The organism is uncultured Mailhella sp. (assembly GCF_963931295.1).
Classification (GTDB): Bacteria; Desulfobacterota; Desulfovibrionia; order Desulfovibrionales; family Desulfovibrionaceae; genus Mailhella.
The window spans coordinates 2,624,602-2,646,837 of sequence record NZ_OZ007001.1 but is presented as its reverse complement, the minus strand read 5'-3'; the positions used below and the strand labels follow the sequence as shown (position 1 = coordinate 2,646,837).

General features: G+C 62.3%; 19 protein-coding genes and 1 tRNA gene. 13 read left to right on the top strand and 7 right to left on the bottom strand.

The window, feature by feature from the left end; translation table 11 throughout:
* Positions 1–28: 28 nt before the first annotated feature.
* The 3 genes from ABGT79_RS11155 to ABGT79_RS11145 are packed head-to-tail and all read left to right on the top strand — an operon-like array spanning position 29 to position 1,520.
* Positions 29–277 (top strand): MoaD/ThiS family protein, encoded by a 249-nt coding sequence (locus ABGT79_RS11155; protein WP_346666237.1) that lies wholly within the window; start codon positions 29–31, stop codon positions 275–277.
* On the top strand, positions 278–1,135 hold the full coding sequence (locus tag ABGT79_RS11150) for a ThiF family adenylyltransferase (RefSeq protein ID WP_346666236.1): 858 nt from the start codon (positions 278–280) through the stop codon (positions 1,133–1,135).
* Positions 1,136–1,166: 31 nt separating this feature from the next.
* Complete coding sequence (locus ABGT79_RS11145) at positions 1,167–1,520, top strand: transposase (RefSeq protein WP_346666235.1); 354 nt, start codon at positions 1,167–1,169, stop codon at positions 1,518–1,520.
* 712 nt (positions 1,521–2,232) lie between these two features.
* Here the strand turns inward: ABGT79_RS11145 and ABGT79_RS11140 are convergent.
* Complete coding sequence (locus tag ABGT79_RS11140) at positions 2,233–4,191, bottom strand: molybdopterin biosynthesis protein (RefSeq protein WP_346666234.1); 1,959 nt, start codon at positions 4,189–4,191, stop codon at positions 2,233–2,235.
* 155 nt (positions 4,192–4,346) lie between these two features.
* The gene (gene glp, locus ABGT79_RS11135) at positions 4,347–5,573 is read right to left on the bottom strand and encodes a gephyrin-like molybdotransferase Glp (RefSeq protein WP_346666233.1); all 1,227 of its coding nucleotides are present in this window, start codon (positions 5,571–5,573) and stop codon (positions 4,347–4,349) included.
* Between the two features lie 409 nt (positions 5,574–5,982).
* Between glp and ABGT79_RS11130 the strand changes: the two genes are divergently transcribed.
* The 8 genes from ABGT79_RS11130 to ABGT79_RS11095 all read left to right on the top strand — a co-directional run bounded on the left by ABGT79_RS11130 (position 5,983) and on the right by ABGT79_RS11095 (position 12,976).
* Positions 5,983–6,951 (top strand): TOBE domain-containing protein, encoded by a 969-nt coding sequence (locus tag ABGT79_RS11130; RefSeq protein WP_346666232.1) that lies wholly within the window; start codon positions 5,983–5,985, stop codon positions 6,949–6,951.
* A gap of 52 nt (positions 6,952–7,003) precedes the next feature.
* Positions 7,004–7,825 (top strand): substrate-binding domain-containing protein, encoded by an 822-nt coding sequence (locus ABGT79_RS11125; protein WP_346666231.1) that lies wholly within the window; start codon positions 7,004–7,006, stop codon positions 7,823–7,825.
* Positions 7,826–7,882: 57 nt separating this feature from the next.
* A complete protein-coding gene (locus ABGT79_RS11120) occupies positions 7,883–8,578 on the top strand; it encodes an ABC transporter permease (RefSeq protein ID WP_346666230.1) in 696 nt (231 codons plus the stop codon).
* A complete protein-coding gene (locus ABGT79_RS11115; protein ID WP_346666229.1) occupies positions 8,575–9,207 on the top strand; it encodes an ABC transporter ATP-binding protein in 633 nt (210 codons plus the stop codon). The genes ABGT79_RS11120 and ABGT79_RS11115 overlap by 4 nt, the downstream gene beginning before the upstream one ends.
* Positions 9,208–9,259: 52 nt before the next feature.
* Positions 9,260–9,715 (top strand): MOSC domain-containing protein, encoded by a 456-nt coding sequence (locus ABGT79_RS11110; protein ID WP_294484576.1) that lies wholly within the window; start codon positions 9,260–9,262, stop codon positions 9,713–9,715.
* 14 nt (positions 9,716–9,729) lie between these two features.
* Positions 9,730–10,767: a bifunctional molybdenum cofactor biosynthesis protein MoaC/MoaB gene (moaCB, locus tag ABGT79_RS11105; RefSeq protein WP_346666228.1), complete on the top strand. Its 1,038-nt coding sequence runs from the start codon at positions 9,730–9,732 to the stop codon at positions 10,765–10,767.
* Positions 10,768–10,771: 4 nt separating this feature from the next.
* Entirely contained in the window at positions 10,772–11,827 is a 1,056-nt protein-coding gene (moaA, locus tag ABGT79_RS11100; protein WP_346666227.1) for a GTP 3',8-cyclase MoaA, read from the top strand.
* Between the two features lie 573 nt (positions 11,828–12,400).
* The gene (locus tag ABGT79_RS11095; RefSeq protein WP_346666226.1) at positions 12,401–12,976 is read left to right on the top strand and encodes a GntR family transcriptional regulator; all 576 of its coding nucleotides are present in this window, start codon (positions 12,401–12,403) and stop codon (positions 12,974–12,976) included.
* Positions 12,977–13,631: 655 nt separating this feature from the next.
* Here ABGT79_RS11095 and ABGT79_RS11090 read toward each other — a convergent pair.
* Positions 13,632–13,716: transfer RNA gene (locus tag ABGT79_RS11090), tRNA-Leu, on the bottom strand.
* Positions 13,717–14,141: 425 nt separating this feature from the next.
* Between ABGT79_RS11090 and ABGT79_RS11085 the strand changes: the two genes are divergently transcribed.
* The gene (locus ABGT79_RS11085) at positions 14,142–17,741 is read left to right on the top strand and encodes a hypothetical protein (protein ID WP_346666225.1); all 3,600 of its coding nucleotides are present in this window, start codon (positions 14,142–14,144) and stop codon (positions 17,739–17,741) included.
* A gap of 89 nt (positions 17,742–17,830) precedes the next feature.
* Positions 17,831–18,298, top strand: a complete 468-nt coding sequence (locus ABGT79_RS11080; RefSeq protein WP_346666224.1) for a type III secretion system chaperone — start codon at positions 17,831–17,833, stop codon at positions 18,296–18,298.
* A gap of 77 nt (positions 18,299–18,375) precedes the next feature.
* On the opposite strand, the gene proB is transcribed toward ABGT79_RS11080, so the two are convergent.
* The 4 genes from proB to rplU form a co-directional block, all read right to left on the bottom strand.
* The gene (gene proB / locus ABGT79_RS11075; RefSeq protein ID WP_346666223.1) at positions 18,376–19,518 is read right to left on the bottom strand and encodes a glutamate 5-kinase; all 1,143 of its coding nucleotides are present in this window, start codon (positions 19,516–19,518) and stop codon (positions 18,376–18,378) included.
* On the bottom strand, positions 19,518–20,621 hold the full coding sequence (obgE, locus tag ABGT79_RS11070; protein ID WP_346666222.1) for a GTPase ObgE: 1,104 nt from the start codon (positions 20,619–20,621) through the stop codon (positions 19,518–19,520). The genes proB and obgE overlap by 1 nt, the downstream gene beginning before the upstream one ends.
* A 255-nt stretch (positions 20,622–20,876) precedes the next feature.
* Positions 20,877–21,152 carry a 50S ribosomal protein L27 gene (gene rpmA, locus ABGT79_RS11065; protein WP_346666221.1) on the bottom strand — a complete coding sequence of 92 codons (276 nt, stop codon included), beginning with the start codon at positions 21,150–21,152 and terminating at the stop codon, positions 20,877–20,879.
* A 33-nt stretch (positions 21,153–21,185) separates the two neighbouring features.
* Positions 21,186–21,494 carry a 50S ribosomal protein L21 gene (rplU, locus tag ABGT79_RS11060; protein WP_346666220.1) on the bottom strand — a complete coding sequence of 103 codons (309 nt, stop codon included), beginning with the start codon at positions 21,492–21,494 and terminating at the stop codon, positions 21,186–21,188.
* Positions 21,495–22,236 lie beyond the last annotated feature (742 nt).

The window sequence follows — 22,236 nt, the reverse complement described above, 5'->3', positions numbered from 1 at the left end:
GGTCCGCTCCGCGCGGGACTTTTCTCCCATGAGCATACTGATAAAACTCAGCACCACCCTTCGCGATCTCGTTCCCGACTACGATCCGGAAGCGGGTCTTCAGTTTTCGCTCGGCGAGGGCGAGAGCTCGCTGACCGCCGGAGAACTGGCGAGCCGCATCGGCATCCCTCACGAGGAAATCAAAATCGTCATGATCAACAGCCGTCAGAACGACCTTGACTCCACCGTGAACGACGGCGACCGCGTGGCGTACTTTCCCGCCGTGGGAGGAGGCTAAATGCGCCCCTTCCCTGCCGACCCGGCATTTGCCGAACGCTTTGCCCCCTATCTCAGGCAGCAGCGCGGCGAACGCTCCATGGTTCGGGAAGGCGTGCGCCTTCTGGCGCAGGAACTCGACGTTCCGGAACGCGTCGCCATGACGGAGCTGCTCGCCCGCGACATCTGGCCGGAACGTTTCAGCCGCTGCCGCGGAGCCTTCAGCGCGCAGGCGCTTTCCGCCCTGCTTTCCACGAGAGTTCTCCTTGCCGGATGCGGCGGCCTCGGCGGTCACGCGGCGGCGCTTCTGGCGCGCATGGGCGTGGGGAGCCTTGTGCTCTGCGATCCCGACAGGTTCGAGGAAAGCAATCTCAACAGGCAGCTTTTCTGCACGGAACAGGCGCTGGGACGCTTCAAGGCGGAAGTCTGCCGCGACGGCATTCTGAGCATCGCTTCCTACATGGATGTGGAAGCGCGCACCGTGGCTCTGAACGAAGACAATCTGCCGCAGATGCTGAAAGGCGTGGACGTCGTCATGGACTGCCTGGATTCCATCGCGCGCAAAAAGATGCTGGAGGAAGCCGCCAACCGCGCCGGCGTTCCCTGCGTGCAGGGTTCCGTGGCCAGAAACGAGGGCCTCGCCCTTTTCGACGGCAGCGGAGACATGCCCTTCTCACTGGCGTATCCCGGCGAAGATGCGGGCAACAGGGAAGGCGCTCCCATGAACACCCACGTGCTGACCGTAGCAGGCACTGCCTGTCTTATGGTATCTCTCTTCATGCGGAGACTCTGCCGGAACAGGAACGACGACGGAAAGCTCTTTCATCTCGACCTTTCCATCCCGGAACTCGAAACGCTTACGATTCTTCCCCGGCTCTGACACCCAAACATTTCACTCAAAGGAACATGGCATGGCATTCATCAGCGATCAGCAATGGAGACGCATCGAGCCGTTTCTTGCCCGGGGCAAAAAGGTAGGACGCCCCCGCAAAAGCGACCGGGAAACGCTCGAAGCCGTTCTCTATGTTCTTACTACAGGCTGCCGCTGGAGCGACCTGCCCCGCGACATGGGCAGCTATGTGACGGCGTGGCGACGCTTTACGGCCTGGAAAAAGGACGGCACCTTCGACATCATCCGTTCCTGCCTGCCCGCAAGCGTGCAGCTTTCCGAAAACGCGACGACGCCGCGGAAAATCAAGTCCGGAAAGTGCAGTCTGGCCATGAAAAAATATGCCGGGACCAAAACGGCGCAGACAGAATCCTGACATCGCGCCTTTCCTTTTTGCCAAAAGGCCGCCGCGGGCGACGGACGTCCTTCCCTGTCCGGCACGACTGCGCAGCCATCGTCAATATTCCTTCCGTTTTCCGGCGGCAAACATGTTTCCTTCGCTCCGACGCCTGTCCTCAGACGTCGGAGTTTTTCTATCCGGCCTCATCCCGGCGCGCAAAACGAAAAGCCGTGCAGAAAAACGACATCCGGCAACGCACTCCGGCAAAGGACCGCAGGGAGAACGGCCCCGGTCGAATTCACATTTTGACTGCAAAGTTTCCTGCAACTTCCCGTGCCGCGTTCCCGCGCGTCTTCACGGATCATCCTGTAGCGTTCCGATTTTCTGCGGACGTTCTTTTGACCGGTCATGCCCTGACCTCTTCGATCTTTCGCCGGAGCTCCGGCCCTTGCCCTCACTCCGGGCGGGACGGTGTTGGGGCGGCATGCGCAAGGCCATGAACCGGCCTTCGCGCCCGCGTCGGAAGCGCTCTGCCCACTTGCTTTCAAACTCGGCTGCCGCGTCGCTCCGGGCGCTGCGCTCTCCCCCGTCTGCGCGATCTCGACGACGAGCCGAAAGCAAACGGCATCCATCCCGTATCGGCCTCCCCCCGGAAAACCGCTCTGTGGCAGCCCCCGGCCTGCGGCGACAAAAAACGAGCGCCACCGGAGTCATCCGACGACGCGCGTGAAAAAGTCAGACTTCAACGCTATTTTCCGTCGTACGTCCAGAGAATCTCGCCTGTGCGGTCCGTGCCGTATCCGCCCATGGCACGCACGTTTTCCTTGAATTCTTCCGAACGTATCACCTCAAGCAGCGCCTGAATGTGGGCGTCCTGCATGTAGCGCTCGGGAATGACGAGGTCGTATTCCTCCACGCCCACGGAAATGAATTCCAGCCCGAGGGCCGCCGCCGCAGAACGCACGCCGAGGCCCGCGTCGGCCCGGCCGGAAAGCACCGCCGCCGCCACGTTCATGTGCGTGTATTCCTCGTCGCGATAGCCCTGAATGCGGGCAGGCGAAAGTCCGCGCTTCTTCAGCTCGTAATCCAGGAGCACCCGGGTGCCGCTGCCGCGCTGACGATTGATGAACTGCACGTCTTCGCGGCACAGATCCTCAAACGTCGTGATGTTTTTCGGATTGCCGGGCAGCACCATGATGCCCTGTTCGCGATCCACGAGCTGCACCAGCACGGCGGGCATGCCCTTCATGTTCTCCTGAATGGCCTTTCTGTTGTAAACGCCGGTTTCCTCGTCGAGAAGATGGCTTCCCGCCAGATGACACTGTCCGCGCCGCAGCGCCAGCAGTCCGCCCAGGGAGCCCACGTGCGCCGAGGTCAGCCGGAAGCCCGGATGCGTGCGCCGGAGCATGCTGTCGATGAGATCCAGCGTATTGTCGTGGCTTCCCACCGCAAGCAGCGCGCCCTCAATCTCTTCCCGGGAGCGCAGAAGTTCCGCCTGCACGGGCTGTCCGGCGTCCAGACCTTCGCGGTCGCGCTCGATGGGAATCACGGCGTCGGCCCGGGAAAGGCTGGTCACCGTGCCCGCGCCGCGCGGCAGCGTGACCGCGTAGCAGGCTCCGTCCACCACGCCGATCTTCACGCGCACCCGCTCTTCCATGCCGGGGCGCGAGGGAATGGGGTTGCAGGGCGTCACGGTGACGGTTTCGCGACGCTTCACCCCGTGCTTCTGCCAGCGGGCGAGCAGCGGCAGAACGAATTCCTCCATGGCCACGATGGCGGAAACCGGATATCCGGGCGTTCCGACAATGGGAACCCGGCGGCCTCCGACCTCCACAATGCCGAGCGCCGTAGGCTTGCCCGGCATGACCGCCACGCCGTGCACCAGCACCTCGCCCATGCCGGCAATGACGTCGGCCGTGTAATCATGGCTGCCCGCCGAAGAACCTGCGTTCATGATGACGAGATCGGCCCCGTCCTCCACGGCGGAGGCGATGGCCTCGCGAATGCGATCCATGTCGTCGGGAACGATGGGGCAGACACGGGCATTGCCGCCCGCCTCCTCGATCATGGCGGAAAAAATAAGAGAGTTGAATTCCGGCAGCGCCCGGCCCGCGCGCAGATCTTCTTCCCGCGCCTCGCTGAGCGCCACAATTTCCGATCCGCTGGGAATCACGGCCACCTCGGGCTTGCGGAACACCGGAGGCCGCACCACCCCGGCGGCGGCCAGCGCGCCCAGTTCATAGGGGCCTATGACCACTCCGGGCGCAAGAATGATTTCCGTGGCCACCATGTCTTCGCCGAGCTTGCGCACGTGCTGCCAGGGAAAGGCCGCCTTTTCCGTGACCACATATCGGCCGTTGTCCTCAACGTTGAGATGCTCCACCATGACCACGGCGTTGCATCCGGCGGGAAGCGGATGACCGGTGTTGATCCAGAATGCGTCCTTGCCTATTTCCAGCCGCAGCGGCCTGCGCGGAGAAGCCGTGAACGTGTCCTCGGCCTTCACGGCCACGCCGTCCATGGCCGCGCCGTGAAAGGCGGGCGACGAACGCAGCGCCTCCACGGGACGGGAAATCACCCGATGCAGCGCGGCGGAAAGCGGAACGGTCTCTTCTCCGAGTTCCATTCCCAGTTCGTCCACGCGGGAAAACCACAACTCCCGCGCTTCCTCGGGAGTCTTCATTGTAAGATAGGTATGTCTGGCCATAATTCCTCTCTCGGCGCGACGCGCCAGGATGCAACACAAGACGAAGCCCGCAGACGCGGGCGCGCCGCAAGGCGGAATCAGCTTCCGCCCGACGCGGCGTCAAAAGCGCGACGGCTCATCGACGTGCCGGAAACATCCGACCCGGCGAAGCCGCGCTAATCCAGCAGTTCGGCAAACACTTCCTGCCCGGCGTACAGCCCTTCGCTGTTTTCCGGGCAGACCACCAGCGCGTCGGCGACAACCAGCCCGGAAATGAGTCCCGAAGGCGCGGTGACGGGATCCGCAACCCAGCCCTGTTCCGTGCGGGAGAGCTTTACGCGGATGAAGTCGCGCCGCCCCTGCGCCGAAGCCACGGCGCGCGAAAGCACGGCCTGCACGCCCGGAACCACGGGAGCCTCGCCGCCCTGCAGATGTCTGAGCAGCGGCGAAAGAAAAGCGCGGGCGCAGACCAGCGCGCTCGACACGTGTCCGGGAAGGCCCATGAGGCACTTGTGCCCGGAGCGGGCAAGAATGAACGGCTTGCCGGGGCTGATGGCAGCGCCGTGTACCAGCAGGGCGCTCTCCGGCATGGAAAGAAAAATGTCCACGGTGTGATCGCGCATGCCGGCCGACGAACCGCCGGAAAGCAGCACCACGTCGGCCCAGTCCAGAAGCCCGCGCACCGTCGCTTCCAGCCTGGCGACGTCGTCGCGCACCAGACCGGCCAGACGCACCTCGGCGCCTTCCTTGCGGCACAGCGCCGCAAGAGAGTGGGAATTCACGTCCCGCACCTGCCCGGGCTGCGGCTTCTCCTCGCAGGGAACCACCTCGTCGCCCGTGGAAAGCACGGCCACGCGCGGACGGCGCGTCACCGGCACGCGCACCTGTCCGAGCGCGGCCAGAAGTCCCGTTTCCTGCGGACGCAGACGCCGTCCCGCCGGAATGAGCTCCTGCCCCATGGCCGCGTCCTCGTCGCGTTCGAGCACGTGATCGCCCGGAGCCTGCGTGCGCACAAGTTCCACAAGATTGCCGCCCGCCTGCCTGGAATATTCCACCATCACCACGCAGTCGGCCCCTTCCGGAAGCATGCCGCCCGTGAAGATGCGCGCCGTCTGTCCCGGCGCAAGAGAGAAGTCCGGCGTTTTGCCCATGGGGCATTCGCCCACGCATTCCAGCAGCGCGGGCGAACCTTCCTGTGCGCCGAACACGTCCCTCGCGCGGACGGCATAGCCGTCCACCGTGGAGCGGTCGAAGCCCGGAAGATCTTCGGGAGCGCTCCAGTCCAGGGCAAGATAGCGGCCCGCGCTCTCATCCAGAGGAACATATTCTTCTGGAAGGCGCTCAAACGTTTCGACGAGGGACAGAACCTCGTCCACCGACTTTAGAGTAAGAAAGGACTTCATGACGGCTCCCGGATAAATGGAATGATACTGCTGCGGAGTATAACCTTTTGAAGAAAAAAGGAAAGACGGCCGCTTTTCCGCCCTCGCAGGCCCCGAAAACATCCTCTCCGCAACTTTTTATTTTTGGTGCAATCTTCCTGAAAAGAAATATGATAATTTTGAAATAAAACTTTGCCGATTCACTGTTTCGTCATTTCAGTATTGCTCATGCAGGTCTTTTCCGTTATATTGAAATGCGCATATTTTTTCGGAGAGCCGCATATATGGAGTAACGGATATTTTCACAACCAGTCGTCCCCGGTCCCATGGCCGTTCATTTTGAAACGGCGGAGCTCTCCCCCGGTTCCCTTTTCAACGCTTCACGGAACCAAACCGCAACATTGCGAAGTGCGCCTTGCCTCAGGAACATTTGACCAGATCCATGCTTGAACAGCTCACCCTCCGCTGGGAAGCATGGGAAGCGGAAGCCACCACCACGGCGAAAAAGATCGTGCGTGCGAGGCTTCATCTTCTCTTTCTGCTCATCCGCTACGGCGGCCTCCGCCTCGGCGAAGCCCTGAACCTGCCCGTGAAGAGCGCCGTGGACACCGTGACCGGCATGGTTCACATTCCCGATCCCGGCGGCCGCGACGTTTTGCTTCCCCTCTCCTGCATGAAGCATATCCGGCGCATTCTCAGCCTGCCCGAGGCCGAAGATCCCGCCTTTCTGCACTTCGATCAGGGCTTCGTGCGCCGCAAATTCTACGCCGTGGCCGAAGGCATGGGACTTGCGCCGGGCATGGCCGGTCCGCGGGCCATACGCTACGCCCGGGGCCTGGAACTTCTGGAACTGCATGTGCCCTTCAACGTGGTGCAGGCCTTCCTCGGACAGCAGAAGTCCTCCCAGATTGCGGAATTTCTCGAATTTGCCGGCGGCGAAGCCAAGCGCATCGTGAAGGATCACGCCCCGGCAGCAGGTCCGGACGACGAACCGGACAATTCGTTCATCGGCATCGTCACCGGTCTGGAAACCGGCATGCGCGCGGTGGGCGTGGAAGTCACCACCTTTTCCGATCTCGTCATCGCCGCCCTGTGCGACGCAAGACAGTTCATGGACATGGAACTTCACCTCAATCAGGTGGTCACCGCGTCCGTCGATCCCGAACAGATCGTGCTTTCCACGGAAAAAGCCGCCCTCAGCATTCAGGGGCCGATACGCGCAAGCGTGGCGGCCCTGCACAAGGACACGGCGGAAACCTTTCTCGTGCTGGAACTGGCCGACGGCTCCAGAATGAACGCCGTGCAGGAAACCGCCGCCGTTTCGCGGCTCGGCCTCCGGCAGGGCAGCAGAGTGTACGTCAGCTTTCCCGCGCGAAGCGTCAGCCTCCGCACCGACTAGACACCACGCGGCTCTCGCAAGAGCGCCGCAAAACCTTATAAGGAGCATCTCCATGAATCATCTCGGCAAAGTCCTCTTCGGCACCCTGCTCTCCCTCTCCTGCGTGCTTCCCGCGCAGGCCGCCGACTCCCTCATGATGGCCACCACCACCAGCACCCAGGATTCCGGCCTGCTGGAATACGTCGCGCCCGTGTTCAAGAAGGAAACCGGCATCGACCTCAAGTGGGTGGCCGTGGGCACCGGCAAGGCTCTTGAAATCTCCAAGAACTGCGACGCCGACGTGCTGCTCGTTCACGCCCCCGACGTGGAAAAGAAGTTCATCGACGACGGCTACGGCATCGACCGCCGTCAGGTCATGTACAACGACTTCGTCATCGTCGGCCCCAAGGCCGACCCCGCGAAGATCGCCGGCAAGACCACGGGCGAAGCTCTCAAGGCCATCTATGACGCCAAGGCCGGCTTCGTGAGCCGCGGCGACAAGTCCGGCACCCATTCCGCCGAGCTCAAGCTGTGGAAGCAGTTCAACCTGAATCCCGACAAGGAACCCTTCTACATTTCCGCCGGTCAGGGCATGATGGCCACCCTCGCCATTGCCGCCGAAAAGGGCGCCTACGCCCTCACCGACCGCGGCACCTGGATCAAGTACGAAAGCCAGCAGGGCAAGAACAATCCTCTCGCCATCGTGGTGCAGGGCGACAGCGCGCTGTTCAATCAGTACAGCGTCATCACCACGAACCCCAAGCTCTGCCCCAACGTCAAGAAGGATCTGGCCGTGAAGTTTGAAGACTGGTGGGTGAACCCCAAGACCCAGAAGCTCATCGAAGACTACCAGCTGGAAGGCAAGCAGCTCTTCTTCCCCAACGCCGGCAAGTAAGCCAACCCGCGGGCCGGATTTCCGGCCCGCCTTCCATTTTTTTCCTCGCAGGTCATCATGGGATATTTCAGCGACGGCTTGCAGAAGGCCATCGACCTTCTGCTGCACATGGACGACGCCACCTTCTCCGCCATCGAGGCCACGCTCACATCCACGAGCTGCGCCCTCGTCATCGCCTCCGTTCTCGGGCTGCCCCTGGGCTTTCTGCTCGGCTACACCAACTTTCCGGGCAAAAAGCTCATACGCCTCGTGTCCGACACGCTCCTGGCCTTTCCCACCGTGCTCATCGGTCTTGTCGTCTATGTGCTCATCACCTACCGCGGCCCGTTCGGTCAGTTCGGACTGCTCTTCACCGTGCCCGGCATGGTCATAGGTCAGAGCATTCTCGCCCTGCCCATCGTCGTCTCCTGGACGGCGCAGGCCGTGGAAAATCTGGACCGGCGCTGCCGGGAAACCCTGCTCACGCTCGGCGCATCCTCCACGCAGCTCGCCCTGCACACCATCCGCGAAATACGCTACGATCTCGGCATGGTCTGCGTGACGGCCTTCGGCCGCGTGGTCACGGAAGTGGGCGTGGCCATGATGCTCGGCGGCAACATCCGCTATTCCACGCGCACCATGACCACCGCCATTTCGCTGGAAACCAGCAAGGGCGAATTCGCGCAGGGCATAGCCCTCGGACTCGTGCTTCTGTTCATCGCCTTTCTGGTGAACTTTCTCATGACCTGGCTCAGACAAAAGGGGCGCGCATGAACACTCTTTTCGAGGCGCACGATCTCTGCAAGCGCTACGGCGACATCACCGCGCTGCGTCTCCCCTACTTTTCCATGGAAAAGGGAGAAACCGTGGCGCTCACCGGAAGAAACGGCAGCGGCAAGTCCACCCTGCTGCGCCTGCTCGCCTTTCTGGAAAAACCGACGTCCGGCTCCCTGTTCTACGCCGGAAATCAGACCGATCCGCGTCGGGAAGTCACCCTGCTGCTTCAGGAACCCTACCTCATGAAGGCTTCCGTGTTCTGGAACGTGACGCTCGGTCTGCGTCTGCGCGGCCTCGACGCGGAACGTCAGCGCAAGGGCTATCGGGAAAGCATGCTCGCCGTGGGCTTCGCCGATCCCGACGGCATGGCCACCCGCGGACCGGGAGAACTTTCCGGCGGCGAACGGCAGCGCATCGCCCTTGCCTCGCGTCTTATTCTCTCTCCGTCCGTACTTTTACTCGATGAACCGACATCCAATGTTGACGCGGCAAGCGAAAAGGCCATACTCAATGTTGTGCGTACTCTGCGCAGCCGGGGCGTCAGCATCGTGTGCGCCACGCACGACAGAGACATTCCCGCCGCTCTGGAAGCCCGGGAAGTAAGCATTGTCAACGAAAGGCCCTGAAAGGCCCGGTCACCTAATAAACCAACCGTTTTCTGCAAGGATGGAGAATATCATGCGTATCGTTGCCGTATCCACGAGTGCCCGCAAGGGGGAAAAGAAAATCAATCAGCCGCAGGTGACCCTGGTGGCCAATCACGGCGTGGAGGGCGACGTCCATGCCGACGGCACCCATCGTCAGCTCAGCCTGCTGGCCATGGAAGACATTGAATACATGCGCTCCATGGGCGCCGACGTGCATCCCGGCGACTTCGCCGAAAACATCACCACCGAAGGCGTGGAACTCTACACCTGCCCCGTGGGCACCCGCTTCGTCATCGGCGACGACATCGAGCTCGTGCTCACCCAGATAGGCAAGGAATGCCACATGGGCTGCGCCATCCGCCAGCAGGTGGGCGACTGCATCATGCCTCGGCGCGGCGTGTTCTGCCGCATCCTCAAGGGCGGCGTGGTCAAGCCCGGCGACAGCTTCCGCATCACCTTCCGTCCCCAGGTTCTTCCCCAGGCGTAGGCATCGAGGCTCCCATGTCTGAATTCTCTCATATCGACGCCGCAGGCGCCGCCCGCATGGTGGACGTGAGCGCAAAGAAAGAAACCAAGCGCACTGCCATCGCCCGGGCCGTGGTGGAACTCAATTCCCACACGCTGGAACTGCTCAAGGCCAGGGCACTGCCCAAGGGCGACGTGCTCACCGTGGCGCAGGTGGCCGGCATCATGGCGGCCAAGCGCACCTCGGAACTCATTCCCATGTGCCATCCGCTGGGCCTCACCCATGCCGACGTGCGCTTCAAGGTGCAGGACGAACCGCCTTCCGTGCTGCTCGAAGCCTCGGCCAGCACGTCCGGCCGCACCGGCGTGGAAATGGAAGCCATCGTCGCGGCCCAGGTGGCGGCGGCCACCATCTACGACATGGTCAAGGCCGTGCAGAAGGACGTTATCATCCGCGACGTGCGCCTCATTCTCAAGTCCGGCGGCAAGAGCGGCCTGTTCAAGACCGACGATCCGCTGCTCTTCGAGGTGGAGGACACGCCGCTGCCCGCGCCGCGTCCCGCGCCCGAAGCCTGGACGGGCGAAGGGCTTGCCGTGGCCTGCATCACCCTTTCCGACAAGGGCTACGCCGGCGACCGCGTGGACGAAAGCGGCCCCGCTCTGCTCGACATGCTCTCCGCGCTCTCTCCGGCCCGCCGTCAGCTCTTCCTGCTGCCCGACGATCCGCGGGCGCTGCGCAAGCTGGTCAAGGATCTTGCCGCGTCCGGCTGGGGACTCATCGTCACCACCGGCGGCACCGGCCTCTCGCCCCGCGACTTCACGCCGGAAGCCCTGATTCCCGTGCTGGATCGCCGTCTGCCCGGCTTTGAACAGGTCATGTTCGCCGAAGGACTCACCCACACGCCGCGCGCCGTGCTTTCCCGCTGCCTTGCGGGCACGCTGGGACGCACCATGCTCATCGCCCTGCCCGGAAGCCGTCTTGCCGCGCAGGAAAATCTCGCCGCGCTCCTGCCCGTGCTGCCGCACGCGCTGGAAAAGCTCAACGGCGACATGAGCGACTGCGGAAGGAGCTAGCCTCATGGCAGAACCGCACGAAGACTACCCCGCCGTTCTCACCGACGCCCACGGCAGAACGGTGCGCTACCTGCGCATTTCCGTGACCGACCGCTGCAATCTCTGCTGCCGCTACTGCCGCGACGACAGCGTGCCCTTCATTCCGCACGAAAACATTCTGCGCTTTGAAGAAATCGAAAAGATCATTGAAATCGCCGTGACGCTCGGCGTTCACAAGCTGCGCTTCACCGGCGGCGAACCCTTTGCCAGAAAGGGCTTTCTTGACTTTCTCATCAAGATTCACCGGCGCTTTCCGCAGACGGCGCTCAAGCTCACCTCGAACGGCACCCTGCTTGCTCCGGCGCTCGACACGCTCAAGGAACTCGGCGTATCGGTCAACCTGTCCCTCGACTCGCTCGATCGAGCCAAATACGCGTCCATCACCGGCAAAGACGTGCTTCCCACCGTGCTCGACAACATGCACAGAATGCTGGAACTCGGCATTCCGCTCAAAATAAACGCGGTGGCCATGCGCGGCGTCAACGACAACGAGCTTCCCGCCCTGGCCGCCATGGCCATGGACTGGCCCGTGGACGTGCGCTTCATCGAATTCATGCCCATGGGCGATTCCACCATCTGGTCGAACAACCTGTTCTGGCCCGCGGCCGACATTCTGGAGAGCGCCCGCAGGCACTGGCGGCTTGAACCCGTGGCCCTGCGTCGCAAGGACGGTCAGGGAAGCGAAGGCCACACGGCCGAAGAGCGCGGACCGGCCAAGCTGTGGAAGCTCATCACGCCGGAAGGCCAGGTCTCGAAGGGAAGCTTCGGACTCATCACCTCAGTGACGCAGAGCTTCTGCCAGTCCTGCAACCGCCTGCGCCTCACGGCGGAAGGCAATATCCGCACCTGCCTTTTCGACGACAGGGAATACCCCATCCGGGACGCCCTGCGCGACAAGGGCGAAGAGGAAGTGCGCCGCATCATGATCGACGCGGTGTCCCGCAAGCCCGTGGGCGCGGAAATTCTTGCCGCAAGCAACGGCCCCGTGGCTCACAAGCGCATGTCCGCCATCGGCGGATAAGCGCCGTCTCCGCCGCCTCTGCGGCGCACGACCACAACGCTGACTTCTTCCCTCGGCGCGCCCTGAATTTCGGAGCGCGCCGACTTTTTGTCCGCCCATCTCTTGTGCAATACGCCCGTCCCGCGGACAACATTTTTCCGTCGCACAGGCAAGACGTACGCTCCGCCTCCATCACGTCATTATTAATTAACGCGCCTTTTCCCAACGCCTGCCGCAGGCTCCCGCGCTCTCCCTCTCGCCCTGCGTCCGCGCTCCCGAAATTTCCGCACGCGCGCCCGTTCTGCCTGCGCGGTCCTGACGCAACTTCCAAAGCGCATCTTGCCCCGCGCCGTCAATCTTCCGGCATCGACCAACGGCATCCCTGATGTTGCGTCCTGAACGGCGATAGGGCGCGTTCCGACGCTTTGCACGTTCTCCGCCATGCAGAAAAGGTCTGCGCGAACCCCGAACGCCCGTCTTTTGCCGGGACTCAGAACAGGCATGTCCTTTTTGCAAAAAATAGCGTATCATGTCCTCCGACTGAACATTCCCGTTTCCGCACGGGCACGAGCATGCCGACAGGCAAGGTGGCGCATGAAAACTTCCACGGTAAAATCGCTTCAGGCCTACGAGCTCATCCGGGAGCTCATTCTTCAGGGAGAACTTCTTCCCGGCGCGCGGCTGGTTCTGGCCGATCTGGAAGAAAAGCTCCAGGTCGGCCGGGGCCCCATACGCGAAGCGCTCATGCGGCTCGACCGCTCCGGACTCATACGCAATCTTCCCTACAAGGGCGCCGTTGTCGCGCCGCTGCCCACGGTGCGGGAAATCCGGCACATCTATGAACTCAGGGTGCATCTGGAATGTCTGCTGGCCACCGAGGCCATGAAATACGCCGACGACATCGAGGAGATCCTGCGCGGCATGGAACAGGCCGCCGCGCCTTCCGCCACGCTGTTTCACGCCGACCGGGCCTTTCACGCGGCGCTGTACAAGGCCGCGGCCATGCCGCATCTGCTGGACACGGCCGACACGCTTGTGGATCACGTGGAAATCTTTCTGCATCACCGCTGCTACGCCGCGCAGGATCAGAAAACGCTGCTGGGGAACAGCACAGGGAAATTTTTGACGCTTTTCAGAAGAAAGACGAAGCCCGGCTTTGCGAGAGCCTGACGAACAATATTCTCATGGGGCTCCGTCTGATACAGAAGGAAATGGAACGCCGGGGAAAATAGTGCTGGTAACAAGGCTCTGACGAGCGCTCTTCCGGCGACCCCGGGAAGACCGACCGGCAGAAAACAAATGGGGCCTGCTCCTCGCGCGAAAAAGGCTCAAAAAAGTCCCGCCCGCGGCAAACGGATTCCCCATTCGCGCTTCCGTCCGGCGCGCTTCTCTCCGCTGCGTCGCCCGCACGTTTTCCGCGCTCCGCATTTCCTTTTCCGAAACAAGAGCCCCCTGTCCGCCCGTCAGACCGGCCGTGCTGCCGAAAATTTCGCCGAACAGCGCCGATCCGCCTGCAAGGAACGCGGGGCAGGATCCGAACGCAAAGGCAGCACATCATTGCCCGCGTGCGTTCGTCATCAGATTGACGTCGAGCCCTAAGGCACGCCTTGCAGGAACGACTTGTCCCTTCTCCGCTCCGCAATCCCCGCCCGGGAAAACGGCACAAGCCATGCCCGTTTTTCTGCATGCGGGCGGATGCCGACTTTGCCGTCAACGGAACCCTCGCTCCGCGAAACGCGCCGCGCGTGCAACACGCCTGGCGCACGCACAAAAAATGCATAAAAAAAGAGCTGCAAACCTCAGCTTGCAGCTCTCGCTCTCATAATGGTGCCCAGGGGGAGACTCGAACTCCCACGCCATTCGGCGCTACCACCTCAAGATAGTGTGTCTACCAATTCCACCACCTGGGCACGAGGAGGAACTTATAGAAAATTGGTCGCGCTGGCAAGCATTTTTTTGCCGTTTTTTCAAAAAAATCTGTCTTTCTGCTCCGTGATCAGGAACAACATGCGTGCGCATGCCGAAAAGAACCGAACACGGAGAGCCCGATGATGCAGAACGCTGCACTCTTCGTGCCGCAAAAAGCCGTTCAGGCCGTCGGCGGACCGCCAGGAGAAGCTCGCCGCTTTATCAAAGATGCCGCATGAGGCGGCTTCCCCGCCCCCGCTTGCCGGGCCCGGCCATTATCCTCCAGAGCGTCCGTTTCTGTAGACAAGGGCCTGGGGAGCGGATATTTTTTATCAAAGCATTCAGCCGTGCCCGTTTTCGGAATTTCGGCACGAAACTTGCTAGATCATGAGTATTCAATGCTCATCGTTTCCTCAAGGAGGATATCATGCCCCGCATACAGCCCGACCAGGTTTTGCACAGTCAGCTTGAATCCCGCGGCATTACGGAAAAAACCGGAGTTTTCGGCAAACACCGGGTGCAGCTCGGCAAGGGAGAACCCATCCGTCTGGACAGCATAAAGGCCAACAAAGTTCCCTTTCAGGGATTCACGACTGCCACAAAAATTGTCAGAGGCAAGGAAGGTCTCACCAGGAGCGCCGGCGATGCGCTTCAGGTGCTCAAGGAACCCGGCACGCTGAACGCGAAGGCGCTGCTCGGCAGCCTCAAAGCGGCGCAGGACTACATGACGAGACTCGACAAGCTCGGTCAGCTTTCAGAGCAGCAGAAGGAAAGCCCCCTGTGGGCCTTTGCGCCCGCCGTGGAAAATCTGAGCAACGCGGAGCTTGCCGCCGTGTATCAGGCCTTCACCACGGCGGACATGGATCTTCTGCAAAGCGCGCTCATGCGCGAAGGGCAGATCAACGCCAAGGCCGGGGACGCACGCAGCGCCGCCTCGATGCTGTTCGACCTTCAGGCGCTGGTGCTCAAGGAAGTGAGCAACCGCACAGTGCGAGGCATGGTGGACGACCTCGTGGCCGCGCATCCTGAAGACGCCTCGCTCACGGCCCTCAGAATGCCGCCGCGTCTCAGCGAGGAATACGGCGCGCAGGGCGCGGCCATAGCGCCTGCGCAGCCTCACGACATCACGCCAGCCAACCTGCGCACGCTCGTGGAAACCGCGGCCGAAAGCGCCGCGACGCGAGAAAAGACGGCCGCCGGGGAAACGGAAGCGCTCCGCCGCCGCGATCTTCCTTCCGTATCCGTGAAGGAAATGGCCGACATTCTGCGCAGCGCGGAACTCACCATCAACGTCGACGTGGACGTGCTCTTGAGCGAGAGCGGCATCATGGCGCATCCCGACGAGCCGATGAAGAACATCTTTCATCTGGCCGCAGAAGAAACACTCATCAAGGGCGAAGGCTACCTCGCCCGCCGCGACGCCGCGGAACGGCTGCTCTTCCCCGAGCTCGAAGGACATGCCGTGCAGGCCGACGAGCGTCCCGTGTACGGCGCGCTCAACGTGCAGGGCCGCAGAATAGGCGCCGTATCCGCAGGAGCGGGCTACGGCTCGGCGGCCATAGTACTGAAGGACGACGTGGCAAGGCGCGCGACCTACATTGCCGAAGACACGTTCTATGCGCCCGTGGTCAACATGTCGCAGGAGCGCCGCGCGGACTTCTACGCGCTTCTCGACGGCGCGGGACTCCCGGCCGAATTCACCACGGCCTGCCGCGACGTGAACTCCGCCGAACACAAGGCGCTGGAAGCCTGGTTCGACAGCATCGCCAAGGTGCCGGACGCCCGCGCGTCCGCCTTCATCGCCCTGCCCTCGGGCATCGAATTCGCCGACCTGGACCAGGAGTCTCACTTCAAGGCTCTGCTTCTGGACTGCTTCGGCGACCGCTCCGCCACGCGCAGTCTTCTGGCCACGCACGACAATCTCGAAGCCCTCATTCCCCACATGAGCACCTTCGACGGCAACGCGCTCGCACTGGCCGCCATGAAGAACGCCGACGGAAATCACCCCCGCGTGCACCTGACCGGAGCACAGTACATAGAAGCGCAGATACAGGGCCCGCTCGTCCCCTCACGCGACATTGCCGAAATACGCATCAACATCGACGACGTGCCGGAAGAGAACCTCGAGGAGCTGAAGGCCCGCATGGCCGCCTTTGAGAAGCGCACGGGCATCCATGTGAACCTCATCGAAAACTTCGACCTCGGCAGGGAAGTGGAAGGCATCAACAGGCTGCATCAGGAAGAAAGAACGTTCCAGGTCAGTCATCTGGACAGGGAACGCATCGACGCCGAAGCCGAAGCCGTGCTCGCGGATCTTCCCGGACAGATCGCAAGATTCATCGAAGCCGAGCAGATAGGCGACAATCTTGCTCCGGGAACGCTCCGCCTTGAAGGCAACGCCCTTGCCGCTCTGGCCGGAAAGTTCATGCAGACCATCGCGGCCGACATGAAGAGCCTGAGTCAGGCGAGCCTGGATCCGCAGAGTCTGGTCCGGCAGGCCTTCCAGAAGACGGCAAAGCCCATGCTGCAGCAGAAGGCCGAACTTCTGACCGAGCTTGAGCGTCTTCCCTTTGCCACGAAGGCCCAGAAGGACGCCTTCGCCTTCTGGGTATGCAGCGCAAGGGTGCTGCGTTCCCCGGAAGAGCTGCGCATCATCCACACCCACGCCACGGCGCAGGCCAATGTTCTGCGCGGGCTCATGAACGCCGGAGCCGCGCCTTCCCCGGAAGATGTCTTCCGAAACATCGGCGCGCTCATGCAGAGAGCGTCCGAGGATCTCAACGATTTCATCCAGCACCTCGGCGACGCCGACTTCGGCGCGGACGACAAGGCCGCCGAGCTCGACCGCATCTCCTTCATGTCTCTGGCCATGCTCGAAAACGGCTCTCCCGCCGTGAACAGGCAGGACCTGCAGCGTCTTCAGGCCCGACTGAACTCTCCCGAGCAGCTGCGCTTCATGGGCCAGCTCTTTCAGGTCGGTCACCGCTCCGGAGACGAGGCGCTGGCGGATGCCGCGGACTTCGGCGTGATGAGCTCAACGCTTCTGCTCATGCAGCGCAACGCCGTCAACGCCTCAAGATTGGCCGACGTCGAGTTCAAGGACGTGCCGACCTTCACGGCCGAGCTGTCGCTCATCCCGCAGTCCGCGCGCGAGGCCCTGCACGAAGTGGCTCCGCAGACCGCCGCCGTTCTCGACAGGACGCATCCGGGCTATCCGGCCTTCCCCGCCGCGGCCGTGCCGACATCCATGCCCGCAGACGGCGCGCAGAGAAGAAACTTCCTCATCGCCAATCTCGACGCCTACATGAACCATGAACGGACCTTCGAGCGCGGCACATCAGTGCACGGACGCGGCCATATCGCCCGCGCGTTCATCTTCGCCTCGGTCATGTGCTCCATGCTGGAGGAACAGGGCGTGCCCATGGACCGCAACGCCGTTCTGTGCGGCATTACGGGGCATGATCTCGGCAGACAGGGCGGCGGCGCCGACCGCTGGGAAGACAGAAGCGCCAACATGACCGTGGCCGCCATGAAGACCGCCTTCGGCGATGCAACGCTCGGCGCGGACTACGAGCAGGCCGTAAAGGACAGCATTGACGCCCACCGCGGGCAGACGCTGGAAGCCATGCTGCTCAACGCCGCAGACTCTCTGGACATAGGCCGCACGCAGGAATTCAATCCCGAACGCTTCGCCTTCCTGCACGGCAAGGCGGGCGAGAAGCCCACGCAAAGCGCGGAGGCCATACGAAGAGAACTTGCCGTGGAGGCCGACAGGCTCCAGCGTCTCACCAATCCGCTCTGCATGTCCCGCAACGTGCTGGACAAGCTCGTGCAGACGGCGGCCACCGCGCCCGCGCCTCTGGCCGAAAGATGCATGCAGGACAGGCGGGATATGCTCGACGCCATACGGGAAGATTTCGCCAGGGAATGGAACAAGGATGCGGACACCTTCATGCGCGGCATCGAAAAGGTGATAGCCGACCATGCGGACATCTTCCCGCTGCTTTCCAAGTACTACAGACCGTAACGCATGACCGGGGAGGGAGCCGGACTCCTTTCCCCTGAGAACAGTCCCGGAATCAACGCATGAGCCCACGCTCATCAAGGAGTTTTGCCATGGAATGGAACGCCGCTCTGGAGAGCTTCGGCAGCTCTCTGGGCATTGATGGTCTTGCCCCCGACGCCGACGGCAGCTGCTCGCTGCTTTTCGACGGCGAAAACGAAATCACCTTCACCCATGACGAGGAAGACCGCGCGCTCTTCATGTACAGTGAAATAGGCGACGCCGCCGATCTTTCCAAAAACGCCTGTCTGGCGCTGCTCGAAGCCTCGCTTCTCGGCGCCGAAACCGGCGGCGCGGCGCTCTCCGTGCACGGGGCGCTCGGCCGCGTCGTGCTCTGGAAGCGCTTCGACGACAGCGCTCTCACCCCCGACACTCTGAGCCTTGCCGTAAACGACTTTCTGGCACAGGTTGCCGTCTGGAAAAAGAAGCTGGCCGAACTCTGCTCCGCGCCCGGCCAGGAAGAGGCTCCGTCGGAAGGCGCGTCTCTCGATGCCATGAGCAACTTCGGCATGTTCGTCTGATCGCCCAAAGTTAAAACATCAGGGCCGGACCTGCGCAAGGCAGTCCGGCCCTTTTTATTCTATAAGAAGACGCGATTCTACACCGCCGCGTTGATGAGCAGATTGTCTCTGTGGATGACTTCGGGGTAGTGCGCATCGCCGAGCGCGGCCGCCACTTCCACACGGCGCAGGCCCTTGATGCGGTCCAGATCTTCCGAAGAATAGTTGCTCAGGCCGACGCCGATGTGATGCTCTCCGCACACGACGCGCACGAGCGCTCCGGGTTCAAAGCTGCCTTCCACGGCAATCACGCCGCCGGGAAGCAGGCTTCCGCCCTTCTCTTCCAGCGCGCGGGCCGCGCCTTCGTCCACCACAACGGTGCCCTGCGGCTCGGACTGATAAGCCATCCAGTACTTGCGGCGCGACACGGCCTGTTCTCCGGGGCACACCCATGTGCCGACATGCTCCCCGGCAAAGGCTTGGTCGAGAATGTCGGGGCGACGCCCGGGGAGAATGAGCGTGGGCACGCCGAGCTGCGCCGCGCGGCGGGCCGCCATGAGCTTGGAGCGCATGCCGCCGGTTCCCACACTGGTCTTGGCTCCGCAGAGCGATTCGATGTCCAGAGAGGCGATGTCCTCAATGCTGTCGAGGAAGGGAGCGGTTTCGCCCGGCGCAACGCTTGCGGGATTGACGGCCATCACGCCGTCCGCGCTGGTGAGATTGATGTAGAGATCCCCTTCCACAAGATTGAGAAGAAGACTCGCAAGCTGATCGTTGTCGCCGAACTTCAGCTCCTGCACGGCCACGGTGTCGTTCTCGTTGACAATGGGAACCACGCCCCAGTCGAGCAGATTCATGAACGTGTTGCGGGCGTTGAGAAAGCGGGTGCGGCTGCGCAGATCGTCCCTCGTGAGCAGCACCTGCGCGCACAAAAGCCCCTGCGCAGCAAAGGCGTGTTCGTACTCGCGCATGAGACAGCCCTGACCGATGGCGGCCAGCGCCTGCTTGCCGGAAAGTCCTTCCACCGTGCGTCCGCGGTCCGGAAGCGCCGTTCTGCCCGCGGCCACCGCGCCGGAGCTGACCAGACACACGCGCCGGCCCTGACGGGCCAGACGGGCGAGCTGCTCCACCAGATTGTACATCACGGAAAGATGCAGTCCTTCCGCCGTGGTGAGCACGGCGCTGCCCACCTTCACCACCAGCGTGTGCGCCGAGGCCAGTGTCTTTTCACGAGTATCCATTATTCGCGCGTCCATATCACTTCGATATCGGGGAATTCCTCATCCACCACCACTTCGTCCTGATAATGGACAAGCGGATCATTGAAGTCCAGCTCGTCGCGCAGTTTCCACATGCGCTCGACAAGCTCCTCAAGACCTATCTGCTCGCGCGCGGAAATGAACACGATGTCACGCCCGTCGGCTTTGGCGCGGGCCTTGATGGCATCCAGTTCTTCCGGCGTGCGCAGGTCGATCTTGTTGACCACTTCTATCTGACGACGCAGCGCAAGCTCGGGATCAAAGCGGGAAAGCTCGTCGTTGATGAGATCAAAGCCTTCCCACGGATTGTCGGCTTCGAGGTCCACGTCCTCCACGCTGAGAATATGCACCAGAAAACGCGTGCGCTCCACATGACGCAGGAAGCGGTCGCCGAGTCCCTGACCGGCGTGCGCGCCTTCAATGAGGCCGGGAATGTCGGCAATGACCATGCGTCTGTCCGGATCGCATTCGTCGATGAGCACGCCGAGATTGGGGGTCAGCGTGGTGAAGGGATAGGCGGCAATCTTGGGACGGGCCGCCGACACCCGGGACAGGAAGGTGGACTTGCCCGCATTGGGCAGACCGAGCAGACCGGCGTCGGCCAGAATCTTGAGTTCCAGGCGGAACGTTTTTTCTTCGCCGGGTTCGCCCTGCTGGGCAAAGCGCGGGGCGCGCATGGTGGACGACTTGAAATGTTCGTTGCCCTTGCCGCCGCGGCCGCCTGCGGCAAGAAGCACCAGCTTGTCCGGATCGGAAACGTCGGCAAAGAGCGCCTCGCCCTCGCCGGTGCGCTCGTAGAGCTGCGTGCCGGCGGGCAGTTCGATGACGAGATCTTCACCCTTGTGGCCGTCGCACTGGCTGCCCATGCCGCCCTGACCGTTCTCGGCCTCGTAAATGCGCTTCAGACGGAAGTCGTACAGGCTGTAAAGCCTGGTGGAGGCCCGGGCGTACACGTTGCCGCCGTCGCCGCCGTTGCCGCCGTCGGGGCCGCCCTTGGCCACAAACTTTTCGCGGCGGAAGGAAACGCAGCCGTTGCCGCCCTTGCCCGCCTTCACCTGAATGGTGGCTTCATCCACAAATTTCATATGCTTTCCTCACGACTGGAGCGCATGAACCGCAAAAGCACGGCGCGCCGTGGAAATCCGACGCCAGACACATTCCGTGCCGGACCTGTCGAACAAACGACCGGCGGATCCGAACATCACGCGACACGCGCCGGATGCAGAGTGGGGAGCCGGACAAGTCGCCGGATTCAGGCAGGACCTGCTTCCCCGAACAAAGACACAAAGGGCGAGAAGAGCCATAGCCCTTCTCGCCCCAAAATCATACCGAAAGCGCGATTACGCCGCGGCTTCCGCGGGCACGATGCTCACACGCTTGTGAACGCGACGCTTGCGGAGGAACTTTTCAAACTTCACAACGCCGTCGCACTTGGCGAAAAGGGTGTAGTCGCGGCCCATGCCGACGTTGGTGCCGGGATAGACCACAGTGCCGAGCTGACGAACGATGATGTTGCCGGCAAGAACATGCTGGCCGCCGAAGCGCTTCACGCCTCTGCGCTGACCTTCACTGTCACGACCGTTGCGGGAGCTGCCGCCTGCTTTTTTATGTGCCATGATGAAACTCCTTGGAAAATAGCGGTACGCCCGTTAGGCGACGATACCGGTAACAGTAAGAACGGTGTATTCCTGACGATGACCCTGAGTGCGGCGTTCGGCCTTGCGGCGCTTGTGCTTGAACACCACGACCTTGTCGCCGAGAATGTGATCAACGACCTTGATGGTCACCTTGGCGCCGTCCACGACGGGGGTGCCGATCTTGGTGCTTTCGCCGCCGATCATGAGCACGCGGTCGAGGGACACTTCGCTGTCCTTTTCAGCGTCCATGCGGTCGACAACAACCTTGTTGCCTTCCTGAACGCGGTACTGCTTGCCGAGCACTTCAACAATAGCGTACATTAAAACCTCCGAAAAACGGGTCAGAAATGAAGCCTGCTTCCCATACTACAGGTAAACCGGCGAACCGGAAGCCGACAATGCGGCGCACACTCCCTGAATGATGCTGGCAGGCATGACGACCTGTTCCCGTCAATCGGTGCAGGTGCATCCTTCAGAAGAAGGACGACTTTTCCATTACAGGCAAGTGCATAGATGTCCTGTTCGGACATACGAAGGACGTTCGTATCCCGTTTTTCTGCAAATGGCAAGTCTTTTCCCCGCGTCCGGGAAATTTTTTGTTCCGCCGCTCCGGCCTTGTGCCTTGCACCGTCCCGGCAGAGCTCAAGAATCGTCCTGCGCATGATCTGCGCGGAGCGAGCCTCGTCAATCAAATATGTTCCGGGGAACGCGGGGGGATCGCGTCAGTCAAGGATTCTCCGGGGCCGCGGGGGCAACCAGGGCGGCGACTGCGAAGGCGGCCGAAGCACGCATGATCTGCGCTCGGGGAGAAACCTGATCCAGCCTGTGCGTCACGCTTTCGACGATGGCGCATGCCCCGTGCGCAGGGAGAACCATCGGCATAACCGTCGCGCTCGTCACTCCCCCCTCTTCTGAACAACGCCCCTCGTTTGCCGGGAAACGGCAGCGCGAACCGCAACGCCGCCCCAGTCAGGCGATGATTATTCGCCGCCCGTTCCGCCCTGCTCCGCGCAGCACAGGCCCGTGCCTCCCGCCCGATCAATCTCCCGATCTGCTCAAGCGC